15 protein-coding genes are annotated in these 16,107 nt (G+C 74.5%); 8 read left to right on the top strand and 7 right to left on the bottom strand.

Going from position 1 to position 16,107, the window contains the following annotated elements:
* Positions 1-55 precede the first annotated feature (55 nt).
* Together IE255_RS34845 and IE255_RS34840 are read right to left on the bottom strand one after the other, a co-directional pair.
* Entirely contained in the window at positions 56-292 is a 237-nt protein-coding gene (locus IE255_RS34845) for a hypothetical protein (protein ID WP_190054418.1), read from the bottom strand.
* Between the two features lie 102 nt (positions 293-394).
* The gene (locus IE255_RS34840; protein ID WP_190054417.1) at positions 395-1,204 is read right to left on the bottom strand and encodes an SDR family oxidoreductase; all 810 of its coding nucleotides are present in this window, start codon (positions 1,202-1,204) and stop codon (positions 395-397) included.
* 124 nt (positions 1,205-1,328) lie between these two features.
* Here IE255_RS34840 and IE255_RS34835 point away from each other — a divergent pair, with 124 nt between their 5' ends.
* The 4 genes from IE255_RS34835 (at position 1,329) to IE255_RS34820 (ending at position 5,776) form a co-directional block, all read left to right on the top strand.
* Positions 1,329-2,369, top strand: coding sequence for a PHP domain-containing protein (locus tag IE255_RS34835; RefSeq protein WP_190054425.1), 1,041 nt, complete (start codon positions 1,329-1,331; stop codon positions 2,367-2,369).
* 39 nt (positions 2,370-2,408) lie between these two features.
* The gene (locus IE255_RS34830) at positions 2,409-3,074 is read left to right on the top strand and encodes an HAD family hydrolase (protein WP_190054416.1); all 666 of its coding nucleotides are present in this window, start codon (positions 2,409-2,411) and stop codon (positions 3,072-3,074) included.
* Positions 3,075-3,309: 235 nt separating this feature from the next.
* Positions 3,310-4,470, top strand: coding sequence for an FUSC family protein (locus IE255_RS34825; RefSeq protein ID WP_372487621.1), 1,161 nt, complete (start codon positions 3,310-3,312; stop codon positions 4,468-4,470).
* Positions 4,471-4,747: 277 nt separating this feature from the next.
* The gene (locus tag IE255_RS34820; protein WP_190054414.1) at positions 4,748-5,776 is read left to right on the top strand and encodes an SDR family oxidoreductase; all 1,029 of its coding nucleotides are present in this window, start codon (positions 4,748-4,750) and stop codon (positions 5,774-5,776) included.
* A gap of 112 nt (positions 5,777-5,888) precedes the next feature.
* Here IE255_RS34820 and IE255_RS34815 read toward each other — a convergent pair whose 3' ends face one another.
* The 3 genes from IE255_RS34815 to IE255_RS34805 all read right to left on the bottom strand — a co-directional run bounded on the left by IE255_RS34815 (position 5,889) and on the right by IE255_RS34805 (position 10,478).
* Positions 5,889-6,170: a hypothetical protein gene (locus IE255_RS34815; protein ID WP_190054413.1), complete on the bottom strand. Its 282-nt coding sequence runs from the start codon at positions 6,168-6,170 to the stop codon at positions 5,889-5,891.
* Positions 6,171-6,285: 115 nt separating this feature from the next.
* Positions 6,286-7,263, bottom strand: coding sequence for a phosphotransferase family protein (locus IE255_RS34810; protein WP_190054412.1), 978 nt, complete (start codon positions 7,261-7,263; stop codon positions 6,286-6,288).
* Positions 7,264-7,292: 29 nt separating this feature from the next.
* The gene (locus IE255_RS34805; protein WP_190054411.1) at positions 7,293-10,478 is read right to left on the bottom strand and encodes a cytochrome P450; all 3,186 of its coding nucleotides are present in this window, start codon (positions 10,476-10,478) and stop codon (positions 7,293-7,295) included.
* Between the two features lie 152 nt (positions 10,479-10,630).
* Here IE255_RS34805 and IE255_RS34800 point away from each other — a divergent pair, with 152 nt between their 5' ends.
* On the top strand, positions 10,631-11,278 hold the full coding sequence (locus IE255_RS34800) for a PAS domain S-box protein (protein WP_190054410.1): 648 nt from the start codon (positions 10,631-10,633) through the stop codon (positions 11,276-11,278).
* On the opposite strand, the gene IE255_RS34795 is transcribed toward IE255_RS34800, so the two are convergent.
* A complete protein-coding gene (locus IE255_RS34795) occupies positions 11,218-12,132 on the bottom strand; it encodes a DUF3626 domain-containing protein (RefSeq protein ID WP_190054409.1) in 915 nt (304 codons plus the stop codon). The two genes, IE255_RS34800 and IE255_RS34795, sit on opposite strands and share 61 nt — an antisense overlap.
* A gap of 90 nt (positions 12,133-12,222) precedes the next feature.
* On the opposite strand from IE255_RS34795, the gene IE255_RS34790 reads away from it, so the two are divergent.
* The 3 genes from IE255_RS34790 (at position 12,223) to IE255_RS34780 (ending at position 15,385) form a co-directional block, all read left to right on the top strand.
* Entirely contained in the window at positions 12,223-12,717 is a 495-nt protein-coding gene (locus IE255_RS34790) for an FBP domain-containing protein (protein WP_190054408.1), read from the top strand.
* Positions 12,718-12,804: 87 nt separating this feature from the next.
* Positions 12,805-14,061 (top strand): FUSC family protein, encoded by a 1,257-nt coding sequence (locus IE255_RS34785; RefSeq protein WP_190054407.1) that lies wholly within the window; start codon positions 12,805-12,807, stop codon positions 14,059-14,061.
* 136 nt (positions 14,062-14,197) lie between these two features.
* Complete coding sequence (locus tag IE255_RS34780) at positions 14,198-15,385, top strand: lactonase family protein (RefSeq protein WP_190054406.1); 1,188 nt, start codon at positions 14,198-14,200, stop codon at positions 15,383-15,385.
* Here IE255_RS34780 and IE255_RS34775 read toward each other — a convergent pair.
* The gene (locus IE255_RS34775; RefSeq protein ID WP_190054405.1) at positions 15,353-16,081 is read right to left on the bottom strand and encodes a DUF2470 domain-containing protein; all 729 of its coding nucleotides are present in this window, start codon (positions 16,079-16,081) and stop codon (positions 15,353-15,355) included. The two genes, IE255_RS34780 and IE255_RS34775, sit on opposite strands and share 33 nt — an antisense overlap.
* Positions 16,082-16,107 lie beyond the last annotated feature (26 nt).

Below are 16,107 nucleotides of genomic sequence, written 5' to 3'. Positions count from 1 at the left end.
GCGGCAGATGCGCGTGCCAGACCCCGCGTCTGCGGCGTGATCCAAACGACAGGCCCTAGTGCACGGTCCAGGTGAACTTGTCGCCGCCGACCCAGCGGACCACGTCCGGGTCGTCCAGGTCGTGGACCGTGATGCCGAACGCGGCCGCGGCCGCCAGGACGTCAGTGACGGCCCTGGCCTCACCGACCACCTGGCCGTCGATCTCCACGATCCGGAACGGCGGTGTGCCCGGCTGTACCCCGAGCACCATGATCCGGGGGCGCGCTATGTACGGGCTCGAGATTTCGGTCATGCATCGAGCGTAGAGCGGAACCGGCGGTAGCGCGGTGTTCAGGTCAGCGGCCGAGGGGTCGCCGTCGGTGCCCAGGTGGTGCGCGGTCTCACCGCCGCCCGCTCAGGGGCGGCGCCAGGCGTCGCCGGTGAGGTGGGAGCCGGCCTGCGGGCCCATCCGCAGCATGCCGCCGTCGACGCTCCAGGAGGCGCCGGTGACGTACGAGGCGTCCGGCCCGGCGAGGAAGGCGATGACGGCGGCGACCTCGCGGGCGTCGCCGGGCCGGCCGAGCGGGATGCCGGGGCGGGACTCGGTGTGCGGGTCGGTGTCCTCCTGCCCGGTCATCGGTGTGGAGATCTCGCCGGGCGCGACGGCGTTGACGGTGATGCCGTGCTCGGCGAGTTCGAGCGCCATGACCTGGGTGAGCAGGCCGAGCCCACCCTTGGCGGCGCAGTACGGCGCGGCGCCCACGCGCGGCTGGTGCTCGTGGACGGACGTGACGTTGACGATCCGGCCGCCGTCGCCCTGCCGGATCATGTGCCGGGCCGCCTTCTGCCCGCACAGGAACGGGCCGACGAGGTCGACGTCGAGGACCTCGCGCACGGTGGACAGCTCCAGGTCGAGGAAGGGCGTCATGGTGCCGGTGCCGGCGTTGTTGACCAGCACGTCGATACGGCCGAGGCGCTCGCACAGCTCGTCGACGGTGCCCGCGGCGTCGGGCAGCCGGGTGAGGTCCATCTGGGCGACCTCGGCCCGCCGCCCGTGGGCCCGGACCTCCTCCGCGGTCTCCTCCGCTCCCTTGTGGTCGCTGTGCCAGGTGATGCCGACGTCCAGGCCGGCCTCGGCGAGGCGTACGGCGGTGGCCCGGCCGATGCCGGAGTCGGCGCCGGTGATCACGGCGACCTTGCCGGTGGACGCGGTGGGGGCGGACATGACGGGCCTCCTCGTCGGCGCGGGGCGGGACGAGGCATCGCAGTACCCGGGTGGGCAGCGGGCAAACGGCAGGCCCGTCGTGCGGCCCGCCGGGCGCTGGGGAACCCTTGAGGTGGAGGTGGCGATGGACCCCGTCGAGGCACTGGACCGGATCGCTTTCCTGCTGGAGCGGTCCCTGGCACCGACGTACCGCGTGCGCGCCTTCCGCACGGCGGCCCGGGTGCTGACGGAGCTGGGCGAGGACGAGGTGCGCCGCAGGGCGGCGGACGGTTCGCTGGAGAAGCTCAAGGGGGTCGGCCCGAAGACCGCGCAGGTGGTGCGGGAGGCGCTGGCGGGCCAGGTGCCCGGCTATCTGTCGAAGCTGGAGGGCGAGGCGGGCGAGCAGCGGGCCGTGCGGGGCGGCGAGGGGCTGCGGGCGCTGCTGCGCGGGGACTGCCATCTGCACTCCGACTGGTCGGACGGCGGCAGCCCGATCGAGGAGATGGGCCGGGCCGCCGCCGCGCTGGGCCACGAGTGGGCGGCGCTGACCGATCACTCGCCGCGTCTGACGGTGGCCCGCGGCCTGTCGGCCGAGCGGCTGCGCGAGCAGCTGGACGTGGTGGCGGAGCTGAACGAGACCTGGGCGCCGTTCCGGCTGCTGACCGGCATCGAGTGCGACATCCTCGAGGACGGCTCGCTCGACCAGGAGCCGGAGCTGCTGGACCGGCTCGACGTCGTGGTGGTGTCGGTGCACTCCAAGCTGCGGATGGACGCCCGGTCGATGACCCGGCGGATGGTGGCCGCCGTACGTGATCCGCACTCGGACGTGCTCGGGCACTGCACGGGGCGGCTGCTGACCGGGCGGGGGCGGCCGGAGTCGGAGTTCGACGCGGACGAGGTGTTCGCGGCGCTCGCGGAGACGGGCACGGCCCTGGAGATCAACAGCAGGCCGGAGCGGCTCGACCCGCCGCGGCGGCTGCTGCGCCGGGCCGTGGACGCGGGGGTGCTGTTCTCCGTCGACACCGACGCGCACGCGCCGGGGCAGCTGGACTGGCAGATCAACGGGTGTGCGCGGGCGGAGGAGTGCGGGGTGCCGCCCGAGCGGGTGGTGACGACGTGGTCCCTCGACGAGCTGCTGGCCTGGACGCGCGAGCGGCGGGTGCCGTCCGGCGTGGCGGGCGGCTGACGTGGTACCCGCGCGGCCCGAGAGGAAGGGACTGCACGCATGGCACACGCGCAACGGGCGGCCGTGTTCGACGTCGACGGCACGCTGGTCGACACCAACCATCTGCACGTCGTGACCTGGTGGGAGGCGTTCCGGCAGGCGGGCCACGACGTGCCGATGCACGCGATCCACCGGGCCGTGGGGCTGGCCTCCACCGATCTCGTCGCCCACCTGCTCGGCGACGACCGGGACCAGGACCAGGACGCCGCGCTCAGCGCCGCCCACAAGGCGCTGTACGGGCAGTACTTCGACCGGCTGCCCGCGCTGCCGGAGGCCGGTGCGCTGCTGCGGCGCCTGCACCGGGAGGGCTGGACGGTGGTGCTGGCCACCTCGGCGGGCGGCGCGGAGCTGAGCGCGCTGCGCCGGGCCATCGACGCGGACGACGCCATCGCCGCCACGGCCAGTGCCGACGACGTCGACCAGGGCAAGCCGTCCCCCGAGCCGGTCGAGCACGCCCTGGAGCTGGCCGGGGTGCCCGCGGAGCGGGCGGTGTTCGTCGGCGACACCGTGTGGGACATGCGCGCGGGCAGCCGGGCCGGGGTGCGCTGTGTGGGCGTGCTGTGCGGCGGCATCCCGCGCACGGACCTGGAGAAGTCCGGCGCGGACACAATCTACGCCGACCCCGCGCACCTCCTGGCCTCCCTTGGGGACGGCCCGCTGGCGTGAGACACGGTCCGCTCGGCACGGGACGGCGTGAAACCCCCGGGCACGCGGTACCCCGCAGCGCATGACGCGTGTGACGAGTGCGGTACGGCGGACGGCCGGGGCCTTCCGCCGAGGGAACCGAGGGAGCCGAGGGAGGGGCAGCGTGCGGGCGCAGGACGGCACGGGGGCGGCCTCGGGGGCGCGAACCGGGGAAGCGGCATCGGCGGGCGGGCGGATCCGCGCCCTGGAGCAGGGGGTGCGCGCCGTGCGGCCGGTGGACGCCGTGCGGCGGGATACACGCGCCGCCTGGGACGCCCTGCGGGCCGCCTGGAACGGGCCCGGGCGGGAACGGGATCTCGTCGTCCAGTCGCTGAAGGCCGCCGCGGCGGCGGTGCTGGCGTGGCTGGTGGGCGGCGTCTGGATGGGAGATCCGCTGGCGCTGATGGCACCGTGGGTGGCGCTGGTGCTGGTGCAGGCCACCGTCTACAGCTCGCTGATGCAGGGCGCGCGCCAGTTCGGGGCGATCTGCGTCGGCACCCTGCTGGCCTCCGGGGCGCAGGCGATCACCGGCGACACGACCGGCGCGCTCGCCCTGTCCGTACCGGTGCTGATGCTGCTCGCGAACTGGCCCCGCTTCGGCGACCAGGGCATCTACGCGGCGACCACGGCCCTGTTCACCCTCGCCGCGGGCACGGTGAGCCTGTCCGGCGTGGGGCACCGGGTGGGTCAGGCCGCGCTGGGTGCCGTCATCGGCGTCGCCGTCAACGCGTTCGTCCTGCCGCCGATCCACCTGCGGGACGTACGGGAGAACCTCGCGGCGCTCGCCCGGGAGGCGGGCGACGTCCTGCACACCGTCGCCGCCGATCTGCGCGAGGGCGACTGGGACGCGGAGACCGCCGCCGGCTGGCTCACCGCCTCGGCACGCCTGGACCGCCGGCTGGAGGCGCTGCGCTCGGCGCGCCGCTGGAGCCAGGAGAGTCTGCGCCTGACCTATGCTCCGCTGCGCGCCCTGCACCGCGTACCGCACAGGGGTGTGCTGCCGCCGGTGGACGAGGACGAGCGGTTCGCCCGGGTCACCGGGCACGTCACCGCGCTGACCCGGGCCCTGGCCGTGTCCGTCGACGACAGCCGGGCGCCCGCCCCGCCGGAGGGCCCGGCCCTGCGCTCGTACGCGCGTCTGCTGGAGCTGGTCGGGGACGCCTGCCGCGCGGACGCGGACAGTCTGCTCCACGGCAGCTTGGCCGGCCGTCCGGACGGCGAGACCGAGCAGGCGATGCGGGAGCTGCACGAGGAGCTGCAGGTCACACTGCGCCGGCACGCCGAGGAGGGCGCCGCGCACACGGCGGTCCTGGGCACGCTGCTGCTGCAGGCGGAGAACCTCTGGGCCGAGACCGTTCCGGAGGACCGGGGGCAGTGACGCACCTCACCGGGCAGGGCGCCGAACGCGGAACTCCCAGAGTTGGTTGCCCGTTGAACGAGATGTGGGTGCGCAGGGGACCCAGCCGGATCCGACGGGGTCTCCCCCGTGAACGCACCCCCTCACCAGCCGCCCCGGCCGTGATTCCCCCGTCCGGCCGGGGCTTCTCTCTGTCCGCCTGACCGCCTGCGAGCCCCGTCCACGTGCAATCCCCGCAACCCGGGTACTCGTCCCCCTCTCGCGGAATCACGCGGCACGCGGCCGAGAGGAGCGGAAGGTGAGCAGCGTAACGGGCAAGAAAGTCGTCGTCACGGGCGCCACCGGCAACGTGGGCACCAGCGTGGTGCGCCTCCTCTCGGAGGACCCGGGGGTCGCGTCCGTGCTGGGTCTGGCCCGGCGGATCCCCGAGTGGTCGCCGCCGAAGACGGACTGGTCCGCGGTCGACCTGGCCTCCGAGCAGTCCGATCTGGTGGAGCGGTTCACGGACGCCGACGCGGTGGTCCATCTGGCCTGGGCGTTCCAGCCGACGCACGACCCGGCGGCGACCTGGCGCACCAATGTGCTCGGCAGCATGCGGGTGTTCGAGGCGGTGGCCGCCGCGGGGGTGTCGGCGCTGGTGCACGCCTCGTCGGTCGGGGCGTACTCACCGGGCCCGAAGGACGAGGCGGTCGACGAGTCGTGGCCGACGCACGGCTGGCCGGACGCCGCGTACTGCCGGGAGAAGGCCTATCTGGAGCGTGCGCTGGACACGTTCGAGCGCGACCACCCCGAGACGCGGGTGGTGCGGATGCGCCCCGCCTTCCTCTTCAAGCGGGAGTCCGCGAGCGAGCAGCGCCGCATCTTCGGCGGGCGCTTCCTGCCCGGCCCGCTGGCCCGCCCGGAGCTGCTGCCGTTCCTGCCCGACATCCCGGGGCTGCGGGTGCAGGCGCTGCACACGGACGACGCGGCGCACGCGTACCGGCTGGCGGTGCACTCCGACGTCCGGGGCGCCTTCAACCTGGCGGCCGAGCCGGCGGTCGATGCGCGGCTGCTGGGCGAGATGCTCGGCGCGCGGCCCGTGCGGCTGCCGCGTACCGCGGCCCGGTCGGCGATCGCTGCCGCCTGGGGCCTGCATCTGCTGCCCGCCTCCCCGCACCTGTTCGACGCGGTGCTGCGCCTGCCCCTGATGGACTCCACGCGCGCCCGTACGGAACTGGGCTGGCAGCCGGAGCGGACGGCGACGGAGGTGCTGGAGGAGTTCCTGGAGGGCCTCCAGCAGGGTGCGGGCGCGCCGACGGAGCCGCTGCGGGGCCGCAAGGTGGGCTGATCCCGACGCCCGAGGACACCGCGCAGGAGGACCCCGCACGAGGGCATGCCCGAGGGCCGCAGCCGACCCCCACAGCCGGCTGCGGCCCTCGGTGTTCAGGGACCCCCGCCGCTCAGGCGGAGGGCTCGTCCGGCACCGGGTGCTCGGGGTGAACCGTCCCCGAGCGCGGCGCTCCTTGCCGGCCCGTCCCCGCTTCGTCCGTGTCGGGGACGTCACCGGTCGGCTCGTCGGCCTCGTCCGGCTCGTCTGCCTGGTCCTTCTCGTCCTTGCCGGTGCCCGTGAAGCGCGGTGCGACCTCCCACGGGTCCTCGCCGGCGTCGGCCTGCTGGTCCGGCATGTCCCTCGGGACGGGCTCACCGTTCTCGCCGGGTGCTTCGAGGCGGTGGTCGGTCACGGCGTACTCCCTTCGCTCGACCGGGCGCCACGCGAGTACCTCCGCCGTGAGCAGAGAAACCTCAGCGCGGTGCGCGCTCCGCGCGGGCTGCCGGTGCCGGGTAGGGCCGGCCCGGCTAACCGGCGGGGTCGGCGAGGACCTCCTCGATCTCGGCCAGGGCCGCGAGGAGTTCCGGGGCCACCGTGTCCTGTACCCAGCGCTCCTGTTCCGCGCCGACCTCGCGCGGGACCGTCTCGCTGATCATGATCAGGTAGAGGTAGGCGCGGTACAGGGCGAGGCGGAGGCGGGCCGGGGCGTTGAAGTGGGCCCGGCCGCCGGCCTCCCGGTAGCCCGCCAGGAACGCCTCGTCCTTCCTGATGTCCCCCAGCAGCGCCAGGGAGACGAAGTCGGCCAGGGGGTCGCCCCAGAACATGCGCTCGCCGTCGATGAGGCCGCCGAGGCGGGCGTCGCCGTCCGAGCGGTCGATCAGGATGTTGCCCCGCCACAGGTCGAAGTGGACGAGGGAGGGGACGGTGACCTCGTCGAGGGCGCCGTACGCGGACCGGGCGGTACGGGCCACCTCGTCGGCGGGGCGGGGCAGCCGGGCGCCGTAGCGCCGGGCGTCGTCAAGGACGGCGTCGAACATCGTCGCGAACGCGGTCCGCCAGTCGGGGGCGAGCGGGCCGAGGGCGCCGGAGGGGTAGCCGTAGGCGGGGCCCGTCACCGCGTGCAGCCGGGCCACCTGGCGTCCCAGCTCCGTGCGCAGCGCGGTCCGTTCCCGGTCCGTGAGCGAGTCGTCCCATGCGTCGCCCGGGCAGGCCGTCATCAGCAGGAAGTCGTCGCCCAGGGACACCAGCCGCGGCGCGGGGACCCCGACGCGGGCGGCCGCGCGGTAGAACTCGGCCTCCGACACGAGCAGTCGGCGCTCGTGCCGCAGGCCGGGGACGGTCGCCGCGGGCGGGATCTTCAGCACGTAGCGGCTGCCGTCGGTGAGGCGGAGTTCCTCGACCGTGTTGTACGTGCCGCCGGTCAGCGGGGCGAGGTGGGCGAGGCCGCCGGGGTCCAGGCCCGCCTCCTTCAGGACGTGCCGGGCCCGTTCCCAGGAGTCCACCACCGTGTGCCCACCCCTCCCCTTCGCTCCGGTCAGCCGGCCGCGTACACGTCCTCGACGTAACGCCCGTCCGCGATCAGCCCGTCGAGCCACTGCTCGGCGGCCCGCTCGTCGGCGTCCGGCGTGTGCTTGCGGTACAGGGTACGGAACGCCTCCCGCACCCCGGGCGCCATTCGCGCACCGTCGCCGCAGACGTACACCCGCGCTCCGGCGTCCAGCAGCGCCCAGACCTCCTCGGCCTCGGCGGCGATGCGGTGCTGCACGAACCGCACCTCGCCCTCGGGGGCCGCGCTGAAGGCGGGCCGCAGGGAGACGCCGCCGGCGGTCTCGGCGGCGCGCAGCTCCTCGGCGTGCAGGAAGTCCGCGTCGGGGGCGTCGCAGCCGAAGTAGCAGATGGCGGGGGCGAGTTCGGCACCGGCCGCGAGGGCCGCCGTGCGGTCGGCGATCGCGCCTCGGAACGGGGCGAGGCCGGTGCCCGCCGCGACCATGACGACCGGTGCGGAGCGGTCGGCGGCATCGATGCGGAAGGCCTCCCGGCAGGGCTGCACACGCGCGTACACCGTGTCGCCGGGCTCGACGGTCGCCAGGTAGCCGGACCCGGTCCCCCGGTAGACGCCCTTGCCCGAGCGGGCCGGTGCCTGGAGCAGCGACACCATCAGGTCCACATGACCGGGGTCGGCGGCGGGCGAGGAGGAGATGGAGTAGTGGCGGGGGCGCAGCGGGGTGAGGAGGTCGAGGAGGCTCGGCCAGTCCAGGGCGCCGCGCAGGGCCGGGTGGTCCTCGAGGATCTCGACGAGGGTACGCGGGTCGTCGGTGAGGGCGGCCAGGGCCGTGCGCTCGGGCGGGCACGGGTTGGCGGCGGCGAGCGCGGCCAGTTGCCCGGCGGTCGGGCGCTCCTGCAACTCCACGTGGTGGGTGAGGAGCTGTCGTACCGTCACGGGCCGGTCCACGGCGATGCCGTCGCGGCGCGGGCGGGTGGGGCGGATGTCCAGGACGGTGTCGAGGTCGGCGCCGAGCGCGGCGGCGGCGCGGGTGACGAGGTCCGGGGCGTTGGCGGGCAGCACGGTGAGGTGGTCGGCCGTGCGGTAGGTGACGCCGTCCGGCAGGGCGACGCGGACGAACCGCTTGCGGCGGGGGTGGCCGGGCGCGGTGAGGTCGTGGGCCTCGGTGACCCGCATGGGGACGAGCCCGTGCCGTTCGGCGAGGGCGTCCAGCGGGCCGCCGGTCAGGGTGCGGACCTCGTAGGCGGCCGTGGGCTCGTCGGCGTCCGGGGCGGTGGCGTCGGGGTCGCCGTACCGCTCCAGGAGGGCGGTGCGCAGGGCGGCCGTGAACTCCCGGACGGTGCCGGTGAGGTCGCCGGAGGCGTCGGCGGCGGCGCGCTCCAGCAGGCGGGCGGCGCCGGACGCGGCGAGCCGCTCGTCGATCCGGGTGGGGACGTGCTGGTAGGTGGCGGCCCAGTTGCGGTCGCCGACGCCGAGGACGGCGTACGTCACGCCGGTCAGGTCGTGGGTTTCTTCCAGCCGGGCGGCGAAGGCGGTGGCGTCGTCGGTGGGGCGGCCGTTGTAGGAGGCGGCCGTGATGACCACGGGCCGGTCGGTGGGCAGGCCGGCGGCGTAGGCGTCCAGGGGTGCCACCTGGGTCTCGCAGCCGATCGCGGCGGCCTCGTCGGCGAGCTGGGCGGCGAAGTCGCGGCAGGTGCCGTAGTTGCTGCCGTGCAGGAAGAGGGCGGCGGTGCCGGGGCGGACGCGGGCGGGCAGGCCCTGCGGCTCGGCCGACTCGGGGCTCTTGACCTGGGCGGCGCCGGGCAGCGGCGGGTGGACGCGGTCGGCGGAGGTGCGCGGGGCGAGCGTGAGGGTGAAGCCCTCGGGCTTGAGGGTGAGGGTCTCCTTGACGGTGAGCCGGTAGCCGGCGTGGTCGCGCAGCCGGTAGCGGTGGACGAGCATGGCCAGCAGCATGGTCGCCTCGTGCAGCGCGAACTGGCGTCCGATGCAGGCGCGCTCGCCGGTGCCGAACGGCTTGAAGGCGTGCACCGGGCGCTCGGCCTCCGCCTCGGGCGTGAAGCGGGAGGGGTCGAACAGCTCGGGGTTGTCGCCCCAGACGGGCTGCCGGTGCAGCATCGGCGTGAGGACCAGGGCGGACTGCCCGGCGCGCAGCGGGATGCGGCCGCCGAGCAGGGTGTCCTCGCGGGCCTGCCGGGCGAACACGGCGGCCGTGGGCCACAGCCGGAGCGCCTCGTTGAGGACCTGGCGGGTGTAGGTCAGCTTGCCGACCTCGTCGTACGTCGGCTCGGGGTCGGCCCGGTCGCCCCACAGCTCGTCGACCTCGCGCTGCACCAGTTGGAGCGCGGTGGGGTGCTTGGCGAGGTAGTACAGGGCGAAGGACATGGCGCCGGAGGTGGTCTCGTGGCCGGCGATCAGGAAGGTGATGACCTGGTTGCGGATGTTGGCGGCGTCGAGGGTGGTGCCGTCGGCCGGGTGCTCGGCGGTGAGCATCAGGCCGAGGAGGTCGTCGGCCTGGCTCTGGTCGGTGCCGGTGCGGGCGGCGATGACCTCGTCGACGACCTGGGCGAGGTAGGCGGCGGCGTCGTGGAAGGCCGCGTCCGCCGCCGAGTAGTCCTTGCCCGGGACGCGGGCGAGGCGGGTCATGCTCCACTCCAGGCAGCGGACCATGGACTCGACGAAGGGGTGCGGCTCGGCCCGGTCGAAGGACCCGAAGTCGTAGCCGAACCCGGCCAGTCCGATGGTGTCGAGCGTCATGCGGGTCATGTCGCCGGGCACGTCGACGGGCCGGCCGGCGCGGGCGTCGCGGTCCCAGGACGCGATGAGCCGGCGGGCCACCTCCAGCATCACGGGGTGGTACGTCCGCATCGAGCCCAGCGCGAAGGCGGGCATGAGGATGTCGTGCGCCTTGGCCCAGTTCGGCTCGTCGTTGTACGCCGTGAACAGGCCGTCGGCGGCGAACTCGCGGACGTTCTCCAGACCGGGCCCGATGTGCTTGGCGAACCGCTGCTCGTCCGCGAGGTCGGCCACGAGGTCCAGGTCGCCCACGAACAGGGTGTCCCGCCCGTACAGCCGCCGCACGAAGACGGGCCCGTGCTCGCGCATCAGGTCCATGGCCTGCTGGATGGGAGCGCCGCCGGGTCCGGTGGCGGAGATGTCCGCGACGGGGACGCCGGGGAGGGAGTCTGCGGTGGGGGGAGTCTGTCCGGTGGGGGGCATGACGCGGCAACTGCCTTTCGCGGTACGGAAGTACTGCGATCCAGCGTGATCCACGGGACCCGGCGGACGATGCCGCGGTCCTACATGATTGTGTAGTGCAAGCAGACGCGTCGCTCTTGCGCGGGAGCGGCCCGGCGTGGCAGGAGAGGCTCATGGACCTGGCCCGGCTGGAGGCCGTCGTGTGGCGCAACCGCGCCCTGCTCCTCTTCGACCGGGTTGCGATGCCGGTCGCGGTGTGCGACGTCTACGGCGCGGTGCTGCTCGCCAACCCGGCGATGGCCGCGGAGTGCGGTACGACGCCGGGGCGGCTGCGCGGCCGTGACGTGCTGGACCTGTTCAGCCCGCGGGAGGCGACGCAGGTGGAGCGGATCGCCGAGGCGCTGCGGCTGCGGCACCGCTCGCGCTACCAGGTGTCGGTGCGCTGGCGGGCGCCCGGCGGCGCGGAACGGTACGGGGAGCTGACGGCGGACCCGGTGAGCGACACAGTGGAGGACACGCCGGCGCTGCTGGTGATGCTGCGGGTGGAGGGCGAACGCGAGCGGCCCGGTGCGGACGCGCCCGCCGGACAGGCCCGGGTCACCCCGGTGGAGGCCCGGATCCTCGCCCTCCTGGCCGGCGGCGCCACCACGGCCCGGGCGGCCCGGGAGACCGGCCTCTCCGCCGACGGCGTGACCTACCACCTGCGCCGGCTGTCGTCCCGCTGGAACGCCGCCAACCGCACGGAACTGGTGGCCCGGGCCTACGCGGTGGGGGTACTCAGGCCCGGGGTCTGGCCACCGGAGGCCGCCGTCCCCGAGTAGGCCGTGCCGGCGCCCTCCGGGGCACCGAAGCGGGCGAGGGTGTGCCAGACCATCTTGAGGTCCTGCGCGTCGTACCTGCCGGTGCGGGCGGCGTCGCCGATGGCCCGGGGATCGACGAGGCCGTCCCGGGCGATCCGGGCGCCCAGCTCGGCGTACTCCTGCCCGCGGTAATCGCCGTGGCCCCTCAGCGCGGCCACCGTGAGCCGGTAGCCGGGGTGCCACTCGACGGGGCAGGGCAGCCGCCGGGCAGCCGTCTCGACGGGTGTGCCGCGGTAGCAGGCGTCCAGCACCAGGGCCTCCACGTCGCGGGCGAGGTCGACGCCGCCGTGCACATGTGCCTCGATGTAGTCGTTGAGGGCGTCCTGTTCGTCCGCCTCGGCCAGCGCGATCAGTGACATCCGGGCCGCGACGCCGAAGTGGGCCGGCTCGGCGGCGCTGTCGGGGTAGCAGAACGTGGCGCGGGCCAGGGTCGCGGCGCGCAGCCGGAAGTGCGAGGAGCCGAACCGGGGTGCCGCGCCGACCACTTGCCGGCGGAAGTTCAGGGCGCCGTACACGGGCCGCTCGTGCCCGGCCGCGTCGTCGTACGCGCCCCCGAAGATCCTGCTCTCCCAGCGCCACCGGTCGCCCCCGGGGTGGGCTGTGAGACCACCGTTGCTGGTGCCGGTGACGAACTGCGAGTGGTACTTGCCGTCCTGTGCCAGCGCCGCGAGGACGGGCCGGCCGCGTGCCGTCCGGTCCGGATGGAAGTTCAGTGTGACGCGCAGGCGCGCGTCGACGGCGGGCCCCGCCGAGCGGGCCGCCACATGGCGCAGCGCCGCCCGGGCACACGTACCGACCACCCCGCGGAAATCCACTGGCTCCCCCTAGCCGCCGATGTCTACCCTGACCCGGAACGGAAACCTAGGACCCCTAGGTTTCGGAAAACAGCGACCAGGAGCCCTCCCATGAGATCACTCACCGAGCAGGACATCCGCAACTCCTTTGTCAACTGCTCCAAGGGAGAGGCCAAGCGCCTGGCCGTGCCCCGGGACCTCGCCGAGCGCCCCTGGGACGACCTCGACTTTCTCGGGTGGCGGGATCCCGGGGCGCCCGACCGGAGTTATCTGGTGACCGAGCGCGCGGGGCGGCTCGTCGGGGTGGCGATGCGGTTCCAGGCCGCGCAGCGCGGGTTCCTGCACCGCAGCATGTGCTCGCTGTGCCTGACGACGCACCCGCGGGGCGGTGTCTCGCTGATGACCGCGAGGAAGGCGGGGGCGGCCGGCCGCGAGGGGAACTCCGTCGGCCTGTACATGTGCACCGACCTCGCCTGTTCGCTGTACCTGCGCGGCAAGAAGGTGCCGGAGACCGGGGCCCGGTTCGAGGAGAGCCTCACCCTGGCGGAACAGATCGACCGGACCACGGGCCACCTGGCCGCCTTCCTCGACAAGCTGTCCGCCTGACCGCCCTCGGTCGCCCGCGTTTTCCCAGGGCATTAACGTCCTGCATGGATACGTTCGATGCGCCAGGGGAAGGGGAACAGCCCGAGGATGCGAGAGGTACGTGAGTGGACGGCGCACGCCACGCGGGTCCTGAAGAAGCGCCGCGATCCCGTGGTCGTCCAGACGCTGCGGTCGGCGACCGCGGCGACGATCGCCTACGTCATCGCGCTGCGGCTGAGCCCGGAGAAGGCACCCCTCACCGCTCCCCTGACGGCCCTGCTGGTGGTCCAGGTGACGCTGTACGCCACGCTCACCAACAGCTTCCGGCGGGTGAACGCCGTGGTGACCGGGGTCCTGGTCGCCATCGCGTTCAGCCTGCTGGTGGGCCTGACGTGGTGGAGCCTGGCCCTGCTGATCGTGGCCGCGCTGGCCGTGGGCCGGCTGGTCCGGGTGGAGGAGTACGTCCCCGAGGTCGCGATCAGCGCGATGCTCGTCCTCGGCGTCACCACCGTCGGGGACACCGCCTGGGCCCGGGTCCTGGAGACGCTGATCGGCGCGGTCGTGGGGCTCGGCTGCAACCTGCTGCTGGCTCCGCCGGTGTGGGTGGAGGAGGCCGGTGAGTCGATCGAGGGCCTGGCGCGCCGGCTGCGGCAGCTGATGCTGCGCCTGGGCGAGGAGGCCTCCGCCGGCCGTACGCCCGTCGACCGCGCGGCGGAGCAGCTGCACGAGGCGCGCCGCCTGGACCACGACATCGTCGAGGTGGACGCCGCCCTCCGGCAGGCCGAGGACAGTCTGCGACTCAACCCGCGCGTACGGGAGGGACTGCTGCACCGGGTGGTGCTGCGCACCGGCCTGGACACGCTGGAGATCTGCACGGTCGTCCTGCGCGTGCTGGCCCGTTCGCTCACCGACCTGGCGAAGGAGCGGGAGCCGAAGCCGCTGTTCGAGGCGGAGACGGGCGCCACGCTGGAGCAGCTGCTGTCCGAGATCGCCGACGCCGTGGTGAGTTTCGCGGTGCTGGTCACCACCCACCTCAGCGCCAGCGCCGAGTCGGCGGAGGAACGTCTCGCCGCGGAACTGCGCACGGCGGCGGGCACCCGCGACAAGCTGGCCATGCTGCTGCGCCAGGAAGCCGAGCGCGACCCCCGGAACTGGCAGCTCGCGGGGGCCGTCCTGACGGAGGTCAACCGGGTCCTGGACGAGCTCGACACCGAGCACCGCACGCGTCGCCTGCTGGAGGAACTGGACCGGGTGTCGCGCGAGCAGCGCGTGCGGATGCCGCGCCTGACGCGGCTGCGCGAGCGCCTGGGCGTTCAGGAGCAGCTGTGGCGGAACCGGACCGGGGTCGGCGGGCGTTCTCGCTGAGGAAGAGAACGGGGACTGGTCAACCCCCGAGTCGTGTTGCACCTGCCGCAACGCCACGTGCCTTTGTTGCACCCGACGGGTGATCCACGCCAAGGTGGCTGTCGCGACGGGGACGAGTGACGACCTGAGGGGCGACATGGACAGTGCTGGCTGGAGCAGGCGCCGGTTCGTCGGCGCGCTGGCGGGAGGGTCCGCCGCGGCGGCGCTGCCGGCCTGTGACCAGGCACCCGAGCCCGCCGCGCCACCGGCCCGCGAGTCGAGCAGGAGCCCGTCCCGCTCGGCCCGGCGGCCCTCCGGTCCCCGCCCCCTCTACCTCGGCACCTACACGTCGGCCGAGGGTGGCGGCAAGGGCATCGGCCTGGCCACGTACGACCCGGCGACGGGCCGGATCACCGGCACCGGCACGCTCACCGGGGTCGGCGACCCGTCGTACCTCGCGATCCACCCCGACCGCCGCACGCTCTACGCCGTGAACGAGCGCGAGGACGGCGCCGTGACCGCCGTCCGGCTCTCCGACCGGAAGATCCTGGGCAGTCGGAGCACCGGGGGCGCGGCCCCGTGCCATCTGTCGGTGCATCCGGGCGGACGCTGGCTGCTCAGCGCCGACTACGGCTCGGGCAGTGTCTCCGTGCATCCGATCGACGCCTCGGGAGCCCTCGGCGAGCGCACGGACCTCGTCCGGCACTCCAGTCCGCCGCCCGGGCCCGGCCAGGAGGGCCCGCACGCCCACCAGATCATCACGAGCCCCGACGGAGGCCATGTCCTCGCCGTCGACCTGGGGACGGACACCGTCTACACGTACCGGCTCGACGAGAAGGCCGGCACGCTCACCGAGGCCGGGCGGGCGCAGGCCCGGCCGGGCGCCGGCCCGCGCCATCTCACGTTCCACCCCGGCGGCCGGTACGCCTACCTCGCCAACGAGGTCGACAACACGGTGGCGGTCTGCTCGTACGACCCGGCCTCCGGGCGGGTGCGCGTCGGCGCGGCGCAGTCCACGGGCACGGGCCCTGGCACCAGTTACCCGGCGCAGATCGTGGTGACCCCGAACGGCCGGTACGCCTATCTCGCCAACCGCGGCGACAACAGCCTCACGCGCTACGCGGTCGAGGCGGACGGCGCCCGGCTCAGGCTGCTGGACACGGTGCCGGTGGACGGGGACTTCCCGCGCCAGATCGCCCTCTCGCCGGAGGGCACGCTGCTGTTCGCGGCGAACCAGAAGTCCGGCACCGTGACCGTCTTCCACGTGGACGGGGCGAGCGGCGCCCTGCGGCGGGCCGGCGACCCCTTTCCCTCACCCGTCGCCGTCTGTGCGCTGCCGCTGTAGTGCCCGGGGGCAGGACGCGGCGCTGGCCTGGCCGAGCAGGACGTGCATGCGCTCGGTGAGCTGCGCGACGTCGTCGGCGGGCCGGTGGAACGCCAGGCGTACGTCGCCGTGGGCGCGGGCGCGTTCGATGCGCAGGGTGAGTCCGTGCCGGTCGACGGCGAGCGGCTGGACGCGGACCGCGCCGTGCAGGCTGTCGGAGTCGACGAGGCGGGTGAGCCGCTCGACCGCGTCGGCGTGGCAGTCGGCGAGGTGGGTCAGCAGCCGTGCCTCGGCCGTGGTGAGCGGGTCGGGGGCGGCGGCGGCGAACTCGTCGAGGTCCACGACCACGGCACCGGACGGCTGCCGCAGCACCACCCGCGTGGGTGTGAAGGCCAGTCGGCCCTCCTCGACGGCGAACCAGCCCGCGAGCCAGAGCCGGGCGCGGATCCGGTTGCGCACGGGGACGGGCGACACGTCCGCGAACTCCAGCACCGCGGACGGCTCGCCGCGGGGCGCGCAGATCGCGGCCGCGAGCAGGGCGCTGTCCTCGGGCACCTCCACGAGCACCCGGCCGTCCTCGGCCACCGTGTGCGCGCCGACCAGCTCCTCCCGCGTGCCCTCCGCGGTCACGGAGCAGGACCACGCGGCGGCGAGCACCGAGCGCGCCCGTTCCGCCGCGGCGGGGCCCGCCGTCCAGCTGTGGCTGTCGTCACCCATCCCAGACCTCCTTAGGTAAGCCTCAC

This window comes from Streptomyces lomondensis (assembly GCF_014651035.1).
GTDB lineage: Bacteria > Actinomycetota > Actinomycetes > Streptomycetales > Streptomycetaceae > Streptomyces > Streptomyces lomondensis.
The sequence above is the reverse complement of the archived record's forward strand: the minus strand, read 5'-3'. Positions and strand labels throughout refer to the sequence as shown.